The following is a 16,249-nucleotide window of genomic DNA, read 5'->3' on the forward strand; positions in this document are numbered from 1 at the left end:
AAGTCTACGTGGCCGGGGAAGCCGCGACGACGGCAGTGCCGTGCCGGAGCGGTGGGGACGCTCCGCGCGGGCGAGCGGCGATCAGGAGCCGTGCACCACGGAGTCGAGGACGCGCTGCGCCTCGACCCGGTCCTTGGCCCGGCGCCGGTCCTCCAGTACGGAGGTCCAGGCGTTCTGGCGGGCGGTCCGCTGACCGCTGCTCATGAGAAGGGATTCGATGGCACGCAGTGCAGTGCTGAACGACGGGATGGCGTTGGCGCGAACGGGCGCGGCCTGCATGGCTGGGGTCCCCCCTGGGATCGGCGGCTTGGGGTAAGGGCTGTGCGTGGCGTAAGGCAAGCGTCACTGATTGGTGTTACCAGGGCGTGACCGACCGGTCAAACACCAATGAAACCTTGATACAGAGGCCCAAAACCCTGACGCGGCCCTGACGTGCCCGCTAGCTGCGGGGACGGTCGGGGCCGCGTCGATCGGCCGCTACCCGGGGGTAGTTGCTTGTGTGCGGATTCACACGCGGGAAGTGGCACGCAGTGCCATGTACATGCGGGAGCCGGATCAGACCGCCTGCGAGGCGACGTAGCTGCCGCGCTTCTCCACCGCCATCTGGTACAGCCGCCCGGCGCGGTACGAGGAACGCACCAGCGGGCCGGACATGACGCCCGAGAAGCCGATCTGCTCGGCCTCCTCCTTGAGCTCCACGAACTCCTGCGGCTTCACCCAGCGCTCCACGGGGTGGTGGCGGACGCTGGGGCGCAGGTACTGCGTGATGGTGACCAGCTCGCAGCCGGCGTCGTGCAGCTGCTTGAGCGCCTCGCCGACCTCCTCACGGGTCTCTCCCATGCCGAGGATCAGGTTCGACTTCGTGACCAGGCCGTAGTCGCGGGCCGCGGTGATGACCTTGAGGGAGCGCTCGTAGCGGAAGCCGGGGCGGATGCGCTTGAAGATCCGCGGGACGGTCTCGACATTGTGCGCGAAGACCTCGGGCCGGGCGGAGAAGACCTCTTCGAGCTGCTCGGGGACCGCGTTGAAGTCGGGGGCGAGGAGCTCGACCTTGGTGTGCCCGCTCTCGCGGCCGGCGGTCTGCAGGTGGATCTGGCGCACGGTCTCGGCGTACAGCCAGGCACCGCCGTCCTCGAGGTCGTCGCGGGCGACCCCGGTGATGGTGGCGTAGTTCAGGTCCATCGTGACCACGGACTCGCCGACCCGGCGGGGCTCGTCGCGGTCGAGCGCCTCGGGCTTGCCGGTGTCGATCTGGCAGAAGTCGCAGCGCCGGGTGCACTGGTCGCCGCCGATGAGGAAGGTCGCCTCGCGGTCCTCCCAGCACTCGTAGATGTTCGGGCAGCCGGCTTCCTGGCAGACCGTGTGCAGGCCCTCGCTCTTCACGAGGCTCTGCATCTTGGTGTACTCGGGACCCATTTTCGCCCGGGTCTTGATCCACTCGGGCTTGCGCTCGATGGGGGTCTGGCTGTTGCGGACCTCCAGGCGCAGCATCTTGCGTCCGTCGGGTGCGACTGCGGACACATCGGCTCCCTGTAGCTTCGATTCTTCGGCGTACACCAGGGTACGCCCGTGTTTGTTGAGCCCTACCCGTGAGGCCAACCCCGCGGCTCCGGAGTCCATTCCCGCGTCAGGCGGACGCCTTCTCGATCTCCCGCGGCTTCAGATCCGCGTTCTCCAGAACGTCCTTGAGGTGCCGTTCCACCACCGGAAGCACGTCCGCGATCGTCACGTCGCGCCCCAGCTCGCTCGCCAGGGACGTCACGCCGGCGTCCCTGATTCCGCAGGGAATGATGCGGTCGAACCAGGTGGTGTCCGGGTTCACGTTCATCGAGAAGCCGTGCATCGTGACGCCCTTGGCGACGCGGATGCCGATCTGGGCGAGCTTGCGGTCCTCCCGGCGCTGGCCGGCGTTGGAGGGCGCGTACTCGGGGCCGTTCAGCCGGGGGTCGAACTCCTCGTCCTGCAGCCGGGGGTCGAAGTCCAGGGAGAGGCCGCCGAGCGAGGGGCGCTGTTCCACCGGGTCCCCGAGGACCCACACACCGCTGCGGCCCTCGATCCGGGTGGTCTGCAGGCCGAACTCCGCGCAGGTGCGGATCAGGGCCTCCTCCAGGCGGCGTACGTGGGCCACGACGTCGACCGGGCGGGGCAGCTTCTGGATCGGGTAGCCCACCAACTGGCCCGGACCGTGCCAGGTGATCTTGCCGCCGCGGTCCACGTCGATCACCGGCGTGCCGTCCAGGGGCCGCTCGTTGTCCGCCGTGCGCCGGCCCGCCGTGTAGACCGGGGGGTGTTCGAGCAGCAGGCAGGTGTCAGGGATCTCGTCGGTGAAACGGGCGGCGTGCACCCGGCGCTGCTCGTCCCAGGCCTCCTGGTACTCGACGGCCTCGGCCCCGAACCCCATACGGACGAACCGCAACTCACTCACGGCAAGCGCCTCCCTAGAAGCTTCGTAAGGCACGAAACGCGCCCACGCCACTGTACGTCCAGCCGGCTGCGCCGTGTCCGGCCGGTGTGCTGACGCCGTTCGGTCGTCCCGTCAGCTCGACTCGCCAATCCTCACACGATCGGATGAATGGGTCCCGAACGCTGCAATCGCCCGCTCACTCTCCGCTACATTCGCGCCGTTCACGAGGCCATATGGGCTGCTCACAGGCGATCCGGGCACGGCGGCGACGCGGGGGACGGCACCATGCCCTTTCCGCGGTGCCGACGAGGTCCGAAAGGCAGGAGACCGCACCGCAGATGACGGAACGACCCGCGCAGCGCACCCCCAACCGACAGCTCGCCGCGCTCATCGCAGAAGCGGGGTTCTCCAACGCGGGGCTCGCCCGTCGCGTCGACCAGCTAGGCCTCGAACACGGACTCGATCTCAGATATGACAAGACATCCGTGACGCGCTGGCTGCGCGGGCAGCAGCCGCGCGGCACGACGCCCGCGCTCATCGCCGAGGTGTTCACCCGGCGGCTCGGACGCCGGCTCACGGCGCAGGACCTCGGACTCGACGCCTGCGCCCCGGTGTACGCGGGCCTGGAGTTCGCCGCCACCCCCGAGGAGGCCATCGACATCGTCAGCGGTCTGTGGCGCAAGGACTCGGGAAGCCATGCCGAGCTGCGCAAGATCGCGTTCACCCCGGCCGGACTCGTCGTGCCGAGCCGGGACTGGCTGATCGGCCGGGCCGACGACAAGGTGGGCCGCGGCGAGGCAGTCCCCCGCATCCCGGCGCAGGGCCGCCCCGCGGTGCCCCGGCAGCGCAGCCAGTCCGAGCGCGGACCCGGCCAGAAGGTCAGCGGCGGCGACATCGCCGCGCTGCGGTCGGTGGGCGAGCTGTTCCGCGCCCTCGACCACGCCTACGGCGGTGGCCACGCCCGCCAGGCGCTCGTGCGCTACCTGGAGCACGAGGCCGAGCCGATGCTCCGCGGCGTCTACGGCGAGCAGACGGGCCGCCGCCTCTTCGCGGCGGCCGCCGATCTGACCCGGCTCGCCGGCTGGACGTCGTACGACATCGGTGCGCACGGTCTCGCCCAGCGCTACTTCGTGCAGGCGCTGCGGCTCGCGCAGGCGGCCGGGGACCGGCTCTACGGGGCGTATGTGCTGATCACGATGAGCAGGCAGGCCGTCTACCTCGGCCATGGACGCGAGGCCGTGCAGCTCGCCAGGGTGGCCCAGCAGGGCGTCGGGACGACCGCGCCGCCGGCCGTCCAGGCGCTGCTGCACGCCGTCGAGGCGCGTGGCCACGGGGTGCTCGGCGAGGTGCGCGCGTGCACAGCGTCGCTGGTCCGGGCCGAGCGGGCGCTGGAGGCCGCGCGCCCGGGCGACGAAGCCCCGCACTGGGCGCGGTTCTTCGACGAGGCGCAGCTTGCCGACGAGTTCGGGCACTGCCACCGGGACCTGCAGCAGTACCGGGCCGCCGCCCAGCACGCCGAGCGCTCGCTGCAACTGCGGGCGCCCGGCTACGCCCGCAGCCGCCTGTTCTGCCGGGTCGTGCTCGCCTCGGCGCGGCTCGGCCTCGGCGAGCTGGACCAGGCCTGCCTGCTGGGGGCCGAGGCGGCCGCGCAGGCCTCGGAGATGCGGTCGGTGCGAGCCACCGAGTACGTGCGGGACTTCGAGCGGCGGCTGGAGCCGTACAAGGACGCGACGCCGGTGCGCGGCTACCGTGACCGGGTTGCCGCGCTCCAGTGAGCGTCAGGCTGCCTTGGGCAGTGGTTCGGCGGCGTGTATCGGTCCGGCGTCCGGGTCGGTCAGGACGGCGGATGCGACCACGTGACCGGAGTGCGATGCGGGACTTCGAGCGGCGGCTGGAGCCGTACAAGGACGCGACGCCGGTGCGCGGCTACCGTGACCGGGTTGCCGCGCACCGGTGAGCGTCAGGCTGCCTTGGGCAGTGGTTCGGCGGCGTGTATCGGTCCGGCGCCCAGGTCGGTCAGGGCGGCGGACGCGGCCCGGTGACCGGAGTGCAGTGCGCCCTGCACCGTGCTGGTGTCCCGGTGGTCGCCGCACACGTACAGGCCGGCCAGCAGCCGTACCTGCCGGTGCACGTCGTGCGGAGGCCGCATCGCCGGGACGGCACGCGCCGTGTGATGGACGGCGAGCGTCTCCCAGCGGGTCGTCGAGGTGCCGTACAGGCGGGCCAGATGAGCCCGTACGGCGCTGTCGACGCCGTCCGGTGGCGGGCCCAGCACCGTGGAGGAGACCAGGGCGCGCCCCGCGGGCGCCCGGGACGGGTCCACCGTGCTGACCACCGCCGTGTGCGCCACGGGTCCCTCACGGTCCGCGTCCAGCAGCAGCGACGCGCCCGTCTGCGGCGGTTCGTCCATTGTGTGGTGGACGACGGTGACGGGGTGGAAGTCCGGGACCCGGAGGCCGGGCAGCAGACCGGCCGCGGCGTGCGCGTCGGTCGCCACCAGGACCGCGCGGCAGCGGAATTCACCGTGATCGGCGGTGGTCACCGAGGTCGTGGAGACGGAGGTGGCGTGGACCCCGGTGTGCACCGTGCCCGGCGGCAGCGCCCGTGCCAGCAGTTCGGGTAGGACCTCCGCCCCGCCCTCCGGCAGACACAGCCGGCCGCTCGCGAAGGCGCGCAGCGCGAGATCGGCGCAGCGGCTCGACGTGGTCAGTTCCGGGTCGCACAACAAGGCGGCCAGCAGCGGCCGGAGGAATCCGTCGACCGTGCGAGCGGGGAGCCCACGGCTCGTCAGCGCTCGGCGGGCGGGCAACTCGGGCCGCACCAGCAGCCGTTCCACGGGCGTGGCGGCGAGGCGCGCGAGTGCCGCGCCGAGCCGGGCCTGGTCCATGGCGCTGCCGAGCGGAGCGGCCGGCCGGGGCACCGGTGAACGCGACCCCGCCGCCCTGAAGCGGACGACGCGTCCCCCGGTCGCGCCAACCCCCGTACGGGGCGCGTAAGTCGCGCGAGGAGCGGAGGCGAGCGCACGCACAGCGCTGAGTGCGCCCCTTGCGCCCCCTCCCGCCGGGGGAGAGCTCGCGCGGTGGTGACGCCCCTCGCTGTGCACAAGGACCCCCGGTGCGAAGGGACGCAGTACGAGTGCGTCGAGCCCCGGGGTGAGGCGCAGTTCGGGATACGACGTGGACAGGAGCTGCCCGATCCGGTCGAGTCGGAAGCCGTCGACCTTCTCGGTCGACATACGGCCGCCCACAAAGGCGGCCGCCTCCAGAACTGCCGTGGTCACTCCTGCACTGGTCAGCCGGTGAGCAGCCGCGAGGCCCGCGACCCCGGCCCCCACGATGACGACGTCCGCCTGATACACGGGCTCTAGCACGTGCCCCTCCTCGAGGTTGTGCGGCCGGTGGAGACGTCATGCCCCCAACGGGCGTCCGGAATGCTCGAGTTCGGGTCGAGGGTAGGTCCGTGACCGGTCAAGTGAAGTCGCGCATCGCCAGAGCACGGTCGCACGACGGTCGCATGTGGTCGCAGGCGAACGTCCCGTGCCGCGGTCCGGCCTCTCGGCTACTGCCGGAGCGCCGCCCGCAACGCGTCCTCGATCCCCGGGAAGGCGAAGGAGAACCCGGACTCCAGCAGCCGCGTGGGCACCACCCGGACACTGCCGAGCACGTCCCCGGCCATCTCGCCGAGCGCGACGCGCAGAGCCGACGCGGGTGCCGTGAAGAGCGTGGGCCGGTGCAGCACGCGCCCCATCGCAGCCGTGATCTCACGGTTGGTCAGCGGCTGCGGTGCCGTCAGATTGAACGGCCCCGACAGGTCCTCACGGTCGATGAGATGACGGATCGCCGCCACCTCGTCGTGCAGCGAGATGAACGACCAGTACTGGTGACCGTCGCCCATCCGCCCGCCGAGCCCCGCCTTGAACAGCGGGAACAGCCGCCCCCAGGCCCCGCCCTCGCGGGCCACGACCAGTCCCGTACGCGCGAACACCGTGCGGACGCCCGCCTCCTGGGCAGGGGCCGCGGCCTCCTCCCACTCCACGCACATCGAGGACAGGAAGCCGTCCCCGGGCGGCGCCTTCTCGTCCACCTCCCGGTCCCCGGTCTCGCCGTAATAGCCGATCGCACTGCCGCTGACGAAGACGCGCGGCGGCTCGGGCAGGGACGCGACGGCCTCCGCCAGCGCCGCGGTGCCGAGCACCCGGCTGTCGCGCAGCGTCTTCTTGTACGCGTCCGTCCAGCGGTGGTCGCCCACGCCGGCCCCGGCGAGGTTCACCACGGCGTCGCACCCGAGAAGCCCCGTCGCGTCGACGTACTGTCCTTCGGGATCCCAGCAGACCTCGTTCTCCCCATGGGCCCCGCGACGCACCAGACGCACCACCTCGTGCCCGTCGGCGGCCAGCGATCGCGTCAGGGCGCTGCCGATGAGACCGGACGCACCGGCGACGGCGATTCGGGAACGTTCCATGCGCCCATCCTGCCCGGTACCCGGCCGCAAAACCGGACGGCTCCTCGTACCCCCGCCGTACAGTGATCCTCATGCCCGTTCCGTACATACGCCAGGCCACGCCCGGCGACGAGGAGACACTCGGCCGGCTCGACCGGGACACCTGGTCGCCGCTGCACGCGGTGCAGCCGCGTCCGCAGCCGCCGTACGAGCCCTTCTACACCGAGCGTTTCGGGCCGCGGGACCATCTGGTCGCCGAACTCGGCGGTACCGTCGTCGGCTACATCCGGCTGGGCTACCCGACGCCGCTCGAGTGCAACTCCCACGTCCGGCAGATCCAGGGGCTCGCGGTCGCCGACGAGGCACGCGGCGCGGGCGTCGGCCGGGCCCTGCTGCGGGCCGTGCAGGACGAGGCGCGGCGGCGCGGGGCGCGGCGCATCACGCTACGGGTCCTCGGCCACAACACCCCGGCCCGGGGGCTCTACGAGTCCGAGGGGTTCGTGGTGGAGGGGATCCTGCCCGAGGAGTTCCTGCTCGAGGGCGAGTATGTCGACGACATCCTCATGGGGCGCTCCCTGTGAGCGCCCGCACCGGCGCCGGGCGGCTCACGATCTGATGAGGTCGCCCGTGTCCACCGCCGCCGTGGCCCGCGCGGCGCGCTGGGCGTCGCCCGCGACCTCGTCCGCCGTCAGCACGTACCCGGTCTCCTGGTCCGAGGTGGAGCGGGCGAAGACGACGCCGTAGACCCGGCCGCCGGTGGTCAGCAGCGGGCCGCCGGAGTTGCCCGGCAGGACCGTCGAGCGGATCGAGTAGATCTCCCGGGTCACGGTGGCGGTGCTGTAGATGTTCTGGCCCGTGGCCTGGATCCGGTTCGCGACCGTGGCGGCCCGCAGCGTCAGGTCGCCGTCCTGCGGGTAACCCGCGACGACGGCCGCGTCGCCGCGCTTCGCGCCGTCGTCGAAGCGCAGGACCGGTGCGTGCAGATCCGGTACATAGAGGACGGCCACGTCCCGGTCGGGGTCGAAGAACACCACGCGCGCCGCGTACGACGGGCCGACACCGCCGATCCGGACGGACGGGTGGTCGATGCCCGCCACCACATGGGCGTTCGTCATCACATGCCGCGCCGCGTACACGAAACCGCTGCCCTCACGGCCCTCGGTGCCCGAGGCGCCCTCGATCTTCACCGTGCTGAGCTTGGCCGCGTTCGTCGCGCTCGCCGTGACGCTGTCCCCGGACGGCTCGGCGACGCCGGCCGTGGGCTCGTTCTCGAACGGGTTGAAGACCTGCGGAAAACCCGCCTGGGTGAGGGTGGACGTGGCGCGGGAGAACCAGGTGGGGGTCGTGTCCGGCATCGCGCTCTGCACGGCGCCCAGCAGCCTGGAGTCGCGTATCGCCCCGGTCACCAGCGGTGACGAGGAGGCGCCCAGGACGCTCGCGGCCACCCATGCCACGATCAGCACGGCCACCGTGTTGGCCGCCGCCCCACCGATCCCGTCGGCCACCCGCAGGGGCCCGCGGTCCAGCTCGCGCCGCAGCTTGAGGGCGAGACGTCCCGCCAACTCGTGACCCACCGCCGCCGGGAGCAGCACCGTGAACACCGCGGTCACCGTCGCGGCGGAGGTGCCTCGCGTCACCAGGCTCATCACCCACGGCAGGATCCACACACCGATCACGGCACCGCCGACGAAGCCGGCCAGGGAGACACAGCCGGCCACCAGACCGCGCCGGTAGCCGGACGCCGCATAGGCCAGGATCACCAGGATGATCAGGATGTCGAGCAGGTCCACAGAGCCGCCTTTCTCTCGGACCCCTTAGTACGCGCCGTGGTAGCACAGTGATCAGTCACTCGTGGGGATGCCCGCACACCGGCCATCCACGCGTCGAACAGTAAAAACGTCGCGGACCCGGACGATGGTTCCACCAGGTGGCACACCACACATCGCGGAGTGGACGGAGGTGACGGAAAGTGACTCCATGCCTGTCTTGCGAAGAACCCGGGAGCCGCAGAACGGGCCTGCGGCGCGGGTACGTGGTGTGGCGCGTCCGCTGGTGGGGCGTGCGGCGCGGATGCATGGTGTGGCGCGTCCGCTGGTGGGGCGTGCGGCGTGGATCCCTGGTGCGGCACGTCCGCTGGTGGGGCGTGCGGCGTGGATCCGTGGTGCGGCACGTCCGCTCGTGGGGCGTGCGACGAAATTGCGTGGTGTCGCACTTCCGCTGCTCGGCTGTGTGCCCGGTGTCGCCGCCGTCCTCGCACTGGTGCTGTGCGCCTCCGGGGTGGAGCGGCCGGCGGTGGCCCCCGCCCCGCGGCCGGTCGAGGTCAAGTCCACCGTCGTCCTGCACCTGGCGCCCAAGCCGCGCATCGTGCCGAGATCGGTGTGGGCGGACGTCAGCACCGACGGCCAGCCGCCGCCGCGCTACGACGACAAGGTCATCGCCGTCTTCGTGCACCACACCGACTCGCCGAACGGCTACAACTGCGCAAACGCCCCGCGCATCATCCGCTACCTCTACTCGGGCCAGACCGGCAACCGCCACTGGGACGACATCGGCTACAACTTCCTCGTCGACCGCTGCGGCCACATCTACGAGGGCCGCGCGGGCGGCGTCGACCGTCCCGTCACCGGCGCCCACACCCAGGGCTTCAACCATCGCACCGCCGGCATCGCCGCCATCGGCACCTTCACCGCGGGTGTGCCCGTGCCCAAGGCGATGACCGACGCGATCGCCGCCCTCGCCGCCTGGAAGCTGGGCCTCGCCAACATCGACCCGCGCAGCAAGGTCCGGCTCATCTCCAGCAACGGCCTCAGCCGCTACAAGGCGGGCACCAGCGCCCTGCTGTCCGCCCTCGCGGGCCACAACGACGGCTACATGACGAGTTGCCCTGGCGCGGCGCTCAGTGCCCTGCTCCCGTCGATCAGGGAGAAGGCGGCGCATCTGCAGGGCAGGCGGTGACGCCCCTCCCCGAGCGGTCCGCCGCCGTGCGGTCCCGGCCGCCGGCGCGTGGCACGAGCGGCGGCGCCACGCGCGCCTCAGCCCTTGAAGCGGTCCCACAGCGCGGGATAGCGGTCGGCGAGCAGGGTCTCGTTCTCCAGGTCGAACGAGCTGCCCTCGGGCTCGGAGGCGGCGGGCGCTATGCCCAGGTCGGGTGCCACGGTTCCGGTGAGCTGCTCGTACGCCTCGTCCGCCGCGTAGCCGAGTTCCTCACCGTCGCCGTCGACCTCCTCGTCGAAGTCCACCAGGAGGTCGGCGAGTGTGTCGGGGTCGTGCAGGGCCCCCTCGTAGACCTCCCGGCCCTGGCCGATCAGCCAGCACCGGAAGAAGTCGAACGCGTCGTCGCTCGCGCCGTCGAGCAGCACCCAGGCGGCGCCCCACAGGTCCCAGCGATAGGCGCGGTTGTAGCGGGACTCGAAGTGCCGGGCGAAGTCCAGGACCGCGTCGGGATCCAGCCGTACCAGCCGCTCCACGAGCTGATCGGCCTGCTCGTCGGGGTCGCCCTCGGCGGCCGCACGACTCGCGTCCACCAGCTCCCAGAACTCCGTCTCGTCCATCACTGGACCAGCATCGGCCCTCGCAGGGGGCGACGCACGTGGAGTGCGGCGGATCGTTATCGGGCGTAGAGCGCCGCGAGACGTATCGCGTCCTCGGCGAAACGCGCGCGCAGCCCCTCGGGCGACAGCACCTCGACCTCCGGCCCCAGCGCGGTCAGTTGCCCGTGCGCCACCTCCTCGGACTCCACCGGCAGGCACACCGTCACCCAGCCCCGCTCGTCCGGGGCGCCCGCGGCCGTGAGCGCCCGGCGGGCCGCGGCGGGATCGACGGCGTAGGGCAGTGTGCGTACGCCGGCCTCGGACAGCCGCACCAGGACCTCGGCCCGCAGGATGGACCGCGCGAACTGCTCCGCCTGCTCCGCCCAGAAGGCGGGCAGATCGAACTCCTCGTCGCGCCCGAACCGTTCCTCGCCCAGGTCCACGGCCGTGACGCGGTCGATGCGGTACACCCGGAACGACCCCTGCCGTGCCTCTCGCGCGCACAGATACCAGACCCCCGCCTTGAGGACGAGCCCGTACGGCTCCAGCTCCCGCTCCACCTCGTCCTGGCCGCGCCGGTAGCGCGCGGTGATGCGGCGGTCGTCCCACACCGCGTCCGCGACCGCCGGCAGCAGCGGCGGAGTCGTGGGCTCGGTGAACCAGGCGGGCGCGTCCAGATGAAACCGCTGCGCCGCCGTGCGGGAGGCGTCGCGCAGGGAGGGCAGCAGGGCCGCGGACACCTTGAGCCGGGCCGCACCGGCCGCGTCCTCGAGCCCCATTTCGCGCAGCGCTCCCGGAACACCGCTGAGGAACAGCGCCTCGGCCTCACCGCGGGCGAGCCCCGTCAGCCGGGTGCGATAGCCGCCGACGAGGCGGTAGCCACCGCTCCGCCCCCGGTCCGCGTACACCGGAATGCCCGCCTCGGACAGTGCCTGGGCATCCCTGGTGACCGTCCGCTCGGACACCTCCAGCTCACGGGCCAGCTCGGCGGCGGTCATGGAGGACCGGGACTGGAGCAGCAGCACCATTTTCATGAGACGAGCGGCACGCATGCGTTCATGATGCCGGGCGGCACCGACAGGACACCGCAGTCGCCCCGCCCGTTCCGGCGGAGCCCGCGCCTGCGCGCTACCGCGCCTCGGACCGCGTGATCAGCGACAGGTGGCCGCCCTGCGGGTCCGAGACGACCGCGAAGCGGCCCGGCGGGATCGTGGTGGGCCGGACGCGCACGGAGCCGCCCAGTTCGGTGACCCGCGCCGCGGCGGCATCGCAGTCCTCGACCGCCACGTACATCGTCCAGTGCGCCGGAAGCTCCGACGGGAAGTCCTCGTTCATGCGCTTCATGCCGCCGAACGTCTCGCCGCCGAGCTCCCATTCGGTGTACTCGGACGGGCCGAAGGGGTGGGTCTCGCCGTCCCAGCCGAGGACAGCGCGGTAGAAGTCCTTGGCCTTCTCCGGCTCCCTGGCGATCAACTCGAACCAGCACACACTGTTCGGCCGGTCCACCACACCGAAGCCGCGGTGCCCGCGGGGCTGCCAGACGCCGAACACCGCGCCCTCGGGGTCGCTGAAGACGGCGAGCCGGCCCGCGTCGAAGACGTCCATGGGCGGGGCGACCACCGCGCCCCCGTTGCCGGTGACAGCCAGCGCGGTGGCATCGGCGTCCTCCACCTGGAAGTAGACCAGCCAGGACACCGGCTTCCCCTGCGCGGTACAGGGGCCGTACCCCGCGGCGTACGCACCGTCCAGGAGGAACATCCCGTACCCGGCCGCCTCCGGGTCGGGCACGTCGGCGCCGGTCCAGCCGAACAGCCGGCCGTAGAAGTCCCTGGCGCCAGGGACGTCGGTGGTCGACAGATCGGCCCAGGTGGGTGCGGAGGGACGGTTGAAGATCTTCATGGTCGGCTCCGGGACTGCCGCGAGGGAATGGGACGCAGAGATGCCTACGGCCGCCCATTCATTCACAGGGGCACCGCCCCGGCAATCGACAGGCCGCCCTCACCATATGCGTACAAGTGTGCCCCGCTCCGGCGGGGCGGCCGGGGCGGGGCACACAGGTCAGGGCGTCAGAGGCCGTAGCGCTCCCGGGCCTCCTTCACGGCCGTGGCCTTGACCTCACCGCGCCGCGCGAGCTGGGCTAGGGCCGCGACGACGATCGACGGGGCGTCCACGCCGAAGTGGCGGCGGGCCGCCGCACGGGTGTCGGAGAGGCCGAAGCCGTCGGCGCCCAGCGAGGAGTAGTCCTGCTCGACCCACTGCGCGATCTGGTCCGGGACCTGGCGCATGTAGTCGGAGACCGCGAGCACCGGGCCCTCGGCGCCCTGCAGGGCCCGACGCAGGTACGGAATGCGCTCCTCGCCCCGCAGCAGTGCCGCGTCCGCCTCCATGGCGTCGCGCCGCAGCTCGCCCCACGAGGTGGCCGACCACACGTCCGCGGCGACGCCCCACTCCTCGGCGAGCAGCTTCTGCGCCTCGAGCGCCCAGTGGATCGCCGTGCCGGAGCCCAGCAGCTGGATGCGCGGGGCGTTCGCCGCCGGGGAAAGCCCCGCCGACTCCGCCGTGTTGAAGCGGTACAGGCCCTTGACGATGCCCTCGTCGATGCCGGCGACCGACGGCTTCACGGGCTGCGGCAGCGGCTCGTTGTAGACCGTCAGGTAGTAGAAGACGTTCTGGTCCTCGCCCGGGGCCGCCTGGCCGTACATACGGCGCAGACCGTCCTTCACGATGACCGCGATCTCGTACGCGAACGCCGGGTCGTAGCTCAGCGCGGCCGGGTTGGTCGCGGCGATGACGGGGGAGTGGCCGTCGGCGTGCTGCAGGCCCTCACCGGTCAGCGTGGTGCGGCCCGCCGTGGCGCCGACCAGGAAGCCGCGGCCCAGCTGGTCGCCGAGCTGCCACATCTGGTCGGCCGTGCGCTGCCAGCCGAACATCGAGTAGAAGATGTAGAACGGGATCATCGCCTCGCCGTGCGTCGCGTACGACGTCGAAGCGGCGATGAAGTCGGCCATCGAACCGGCCTCGGTGATCCCCTCGTTGAGGATCTGGCCGTTCTTGGCCTCCTTGTAGTACATCAGCTGGTCGCGGTCGACCGGCTCGTACGTCTGGCCCTTCGGCGAGTAGATACCGAGGGACGGGAAGAGCGACTCCATACCGAAGGTGCGCGCCTCGTCCGGGACGATCGGCACCCAGCGCCGGCCCGTCTCCTTGTCGCGGACCAGGTCCTTGACCAGGCGGACGAAGGCCATGGTGGTCGCCAGGTTCTGCGAGCCGGAGCCCTTGTCGAAGGCGGCGAAGGCCTTGTCGGCGGGCGTGGGCAGCGGCGCGAGCGGGTGGACGCGGCGCGCCGGGGCCGGGCCGCCGAGGGCGGCACGGCGCTCCTGGAGGTAGCGGATCTCGGGGGAGTCGACGCCGGGGTGGCCGTAGGGGACCTGGCCGTCGGCGAACCGGCTGTCCGGGATGGGCAGTTCGAGCAGGTCGCGCATCGTCCTGAACTCGTCCACCGTCAGCTTCTTCATCTGGTGGTTGGCGTTCTTCGACGCGAAGCCCTGGCCGAGCGTGAAGCCCTTGACCGTCTGGGCCAGGATGACCGTCGGCCCGCCCTTGTGCTCCAGGGCGGCCTTGTAGGCGGCGTAGACCTTGCGGGCCTCGTGGCCGCCGCGGGAGAGGTGGAAGCACTCGAGGATCTTGTCGTCGCTCAGCAGCTTCGCCATCTCGACGAGCGCCGGGTCCTTGCCGAAGAAGTCCTCGCGGATGTAGGCGGCGTCGCGCGTCTGGTACGTCTGCACCTGCGCGTCCGGGACCTCACGCAGCCGGCGTACGAGCGCGCCGGTGGTGTCGAGCGCGAACAGCTCGTCCCAGGCCGTGCCCCACAGGCTCTTGATCACGTTCCAGCCGGCACCGCGGAACTGGGCCTCCAGCTCCTGCACGATCTTGAAGTTGGCGCGGACCGGGCCGTCGAGGCGCTGCAGGTTGCAGTTGATGACGAAGGTGAGGTTGTCCAGCTCCTCACGGGCGGCCAGCGCGAGGGCCGCCGTCGCCTCGGGCTCGTCCATCTCGCCGTCACCGAGGAACGCCCACACGTGCGAGGACGAGACGTCCTTGATGCCGCGGTTGGTGAGGTAGCGGTTGAAGCGCGCCTGGTAGATGGCCGAGAGCGGACCGAGGCCCATGGAGACCGTGGGGAACTCCCACAGCCAGGGCAGGCGGCGCGGGTGCGGGTAGGACGGCAGACCGTTGCCACCGGCCTCCTGGCGGAAATTGTCCAGGTGGGCCTCGGTGAGGCGGCCGTCGAGGAAGGCGCGGGCGTAGATGCCGGGGGAGGCGTGGCCCTGGACGTACAGCTGGTCGCCGGAGCCGTCGCTCTCCTTGCCCTTGAAGAAGTGGTTGAAGCCGGTCTCGTAGAGCCAGGCCGCGGAGGCGAAGGTGGCGATGTGGCCGCCCACGCCGTACTTGCTGCCGCGGGTCACCATCGCGGCCGCGTTCCAGCGGTTCCACGCGGTGATCCGGGCCTCCATCGCCTCGTCACCGGCCACGGTGGGCTCGGCGGCGGTCGGGATGGTGTTGACGTAGTCCGTCTCGAGGAGCTTGGGCAGTGCGACGCCGGCGCCCTCGGCACGTTCCAGGGTGCGCCGCATCAGGTACGCGGCACGGTGCGGCCCGGCCGCCTTGGCGACGGCGTCCAGGGAGGCCTGCCATTCGGCGGTCTCCTCCGGGTCGCGGTCCGGGAGCTGATCGAGCTCGCTCGGCTGGATGGCGTTGGGGTCGGTCATTACGCCGCCTTCCTCAGTCGAAGGGGGTTCCCTCATCGGTAAGGGTTCGGGGTGCCCTTGGTCTTTGGCAGGACAGGGCGAGGGCTTCGGTAGAGGCCCGACGGCGACTGTAACTCCCTGATCGATGATCGATCAAAGGTTTGAGGGCCAAAACCTCTCGATCACGAGAAAGTCGGCACGGGGTGCCTCCCGAGGAGACACCGGGTGCCGCTGAATCCAGGGGTTTTCGCAGGTGACGGCCGCGTCTGAGCATGGACCCGCTCTGCTGCCGGAGCGCTCACCGGCGTTTCGGACCTCAGGCCCGCGGGGCGCAGCCCAGCACATGGGCCTTCACTATGTCCGCGATGCGCGGATCCCGGCGGCGGAACGCGGCCACCAGCTCCTCGTGCTCCTCCGCGTAGGACTGCTGCACCGTCCCCAGCCACCGGATCGACAGTGCCGTGAACACCTCGATGCCGAGCCCCTCCCAGGTGTGCAGCAGCACCGAGTTGCCGGCCGCCCGCACCAGCTCCCGGTGGAAGGCCACCGTGTGCCGCACCTGCGCCGTACCGTCCGACCTGCGGTCCGCCTCGTACAGCGCGGTGACATGCGGTTCGAGGGCCGAGCAGTCCTGTGCCAGCCGCTCCGCCGCGAGCTCCGCCGCGATGGCCTCGAGACCGGCTCGTACGGGGTAGGACTCCTCCAGGTCGGCGGCGGTCAGATTCCTGACCCGGACCCCCTTGTTGGGCGCCGACTCGATCAGCCGCAGCGACTCCAGCTCCCGCAGCGCCTCACGGACCGGTGTCTGGCTGACCTCCAGCTCCGTGGCGATCCGCCGCTCCACGATCCGCTCGCCCGGCTTCCAGCGCCCGCTGACGATGCCCTCCACGATGTGCTCGCGGATCTGTTCGCGCAGCGAGTGGACGACGGGCGCGGTCATGAGGGCTCCTTAGGCGATGGCTCGGATCCGATGCTTCGGTCCGAAGGGCCTCGTGGGGGACGGTGGTCGGGCGACGGGCGGGACCCAGGGCTTTGACGTTTAGACAATAAGGCCGTATCCCCGTGCCGAAGAGGCGCACGGCGGCGCTTTCGTGCAGGTGAGACGAGACTTACACGCCGGGCCCGGA

14 protein-coding genes are annotated in these 16,249 nt (G+C 71.5%); 3 read left to right on the plus strand and 11 right to left on the minus strand.

The window, feature by feature from the left end:
- Positions 1 to 81: 81 nt before the first annotated feature.
- The 3 genes from ACQEXA_RS39375 to lipB form a co-directional block, all read right to left on the minus strand.
- Positions 82 to 279, minus strand: a complete 198-nt coding sequence (locus ACQEXA_RS39375; protein ID WP_359388861.1) for an SCO2195 family GlnR-regulated protein — start codon at positions 277 to 279, stop codon at positions 82 to 84.
- A 276-nt stretch (positions 280 to 555) separates the two neighbouring features.
- Positions 556 to 1,521, minus strand: a complete 966-nt coding sequence (lipA, locus tag ACQEXA_RS39380; protein ID WP_432926846.1) for a lipoyl synthase — start codon at positions 1,519 to 1,521, stop codon at positions 556 to 558.
- A gap of 106 nt (positions 1,522 to 1,627) precedes the next feature.
- Positions 1,628 to 2,425 carry a lipoyl(octanoyl) transferase LipB gene (lipB, locus tag ACQEXA_RS39385; protein ID WP_433132409.1) on the minus strand — a complete coding sequence of 266 codons (798 nt, stop codon included), beginning with the start codon at positions 2,423 to 2,425 and terminating at the stop codon, positions 1,628 to 1,630.
- 317 nt (positions 2,426 to 2,742) lie between these two features.
- Here lipB and ACQEXA_RS39390 point away from each other — a divergent pair, with 317 nt between their 5' ends.
- Positions 2,743 to 4,179: a regulator gene (locus tag ACQEXA_RS39390; protein WP_432926844.1), complete on the plus strand. Its 1,437-nt coding sequence runs from the start codon at positions 2,743 to 2,745 to the stop codon at positions 4,177 to 4,179.
- A gap of 185 nt (positions 4,180 to 4,364) precedes the next feature.
- On the opposite strand, the gene ACQEXA_RS39395 is transcribed toward ACQEXA_RS39390, so the two are convergent.
- Entirely contained in the window at positions 4,365 to 5,774 is a 1,410-nt protein-coding gene (locus tag ACQEXA_RS39395) for an NAD(P)/FAD-dependent oxidoreductase (RefSeq protein WP_433132411.1), read from the minus strand.
- Between the two features lie 188 nt (positions 5,775 to 5,962).
- Positions 5,963 to 6,865: a TIGR01777 family oxidoreductase gene (locus ACQEXA_RS39400; RefSeq protein ID WP_432926840.1), complete on the minus strand. Its 903-nt coding sequence runs from the start codon at positions 6,863 to 6,865 to the stop codon at positions 5,963 to 5,965.
- Between the two features lie 62 nt (positions 6,866 to 6,927).
- On the opposite strand from ACQEXA_RS39400, the gene ACQEXA_RS39405 reads away from it, so the two are divergent.
- Entirely contained in the window at positions 6,928 to 7,425 is a 498-nt protein-coding gene (locus ACQEXA_RS39405; RefSeq protein WP_432926839.1) for an N-acetyltransferase family protein, read from the plus strand.
- Positions 7,426 to 7,449: 24 nt separating this feature from the next.
- Here the strand turns inward: ACQEXA_RS39405 and ACQEXA_RS39410 are convergent, their stop codons facing one another.
- On the minus strand, positions 7,450 to 8,634 hold the full coding sequence (locus tag ACQEXA_RS39410) for a MarP family serine protease (RefSeq protein WP_360989051.1): 1,185 nt from the start codon (positions 8,632 to 8,634) through the stop codon (positions 7,450 to 7,452).
- A 406-nt stretch (positions 8,635 to 9,040) separates the two neighbouring features.
- Here ACQEXA_RS39410 and ACQEXA_RS39415 point away from each other — a divergent pair, with 406 nt between their 5' ends.
- Positions 9,041 to 9,799 carry a peptidoglycan recognition protein family protein gene (locus tag ACQEXA_RS39415; protein ID WP_432926836.1) on the plus strand — a complete coding sequence of 253 codons (759 nt, stop codon included), beginning with the start codon at positions 9,041 to 9,043 and terminating at the stop codon, positions 9,797 to 9,799.
- A 77-nt stretch (positions 9,800 to 9,876) separates the two neighbouring features.
- Here ACQEXA_RS39415 and ACQEXA_RS39420 read toward each other — a convergent pair whose 3' ends face one another.
- The 5 genes from ACQEXA_RS39420 to ACQEXA_RS39440 all read right to left on the minus strand — a co-directional run bounded on the left by ACQEXA_RS39420 (position 9,877) and on the right by ACQEXA_RS39440 (position 16,062).
- The gene (locus ACQEXA_RS39420; protein ID WP_359389516.1) at positions 9,877 to 10,395 is read right to left on the minus strand and encodes a DUF4240 domain-containing protein; all 519 of its coding nucleotides are present in this window, start codon (positions 10,393 to 10,395) and stop codon (positions 9,877 to 9,879) included.
- A gap of 56 nt (positions 10,396 to 10,451) precedes the next feature.
- On the minus strand, positions 10,452 to 11,426 hold the full coding sequence (locus ACQEXA_RS39425; protein ID WP_432926834.1) for a helix-turn-helix transcriptional regulator: 975 nt from the start codon (positions 11,424 to 11,426) through the stop codon (positions 10,452 to 10,454).
- A 76-nt stretch (positions 11,427 to 11,502) separates the two neighbouring features.
- Positions 11,503 to 12,273: a VOC family protein gene (locus ACQEXA_RS39430; RefSeq protein ID WP_432926832.1), complete on the minus strand. Its 771-nt coding sequence runs from the start codon at positions 12,271 to 12,273 to the stop codon at positions 11,503 to 11,505.
- Between the two features lie 167 nt (positions 12,274 to 12,440).
- Positions 12,441 to 15,143, minus strand: a complete 2,703-nt coding sequence (aceE, locus tag ACQEXA_RS39435; protein ID WP_433132413.1) for a pyruvate dehydrogenase (acetyl-transferring), homodimeric type — start codon at positions 15,141 to 15,143, stop codon at positions 12,441 to 12,443.
- Between the two features lie 295 nt (positions 15,144 to 15,438).
- The gene (locus ACQEXA_RS39440) at positions 15,439 to 16,062 is read right to left on the minus strand and encodes a GntR family transcriptional regulator (protein WP_432926829.1); all 624 of its coding nucleotides are present in this window, start codon (positions 16,060 to 16,062) and stop codon (positions 15,439 to 15,441) included.
- Between the last annotated feature and the right edge of the window lie 187 nt (positions 16,063 to 16,249).

The sequence above is a fragment of the Streptomyces sp. CA-106110 genome, assembly GCF_050936285.1.
Classification (GTDB): domain Bacteria; phylum Actinomycetota; class Actinomycetes; order Streptomycetales; family Streptomycetaceae; genus Streptomyces.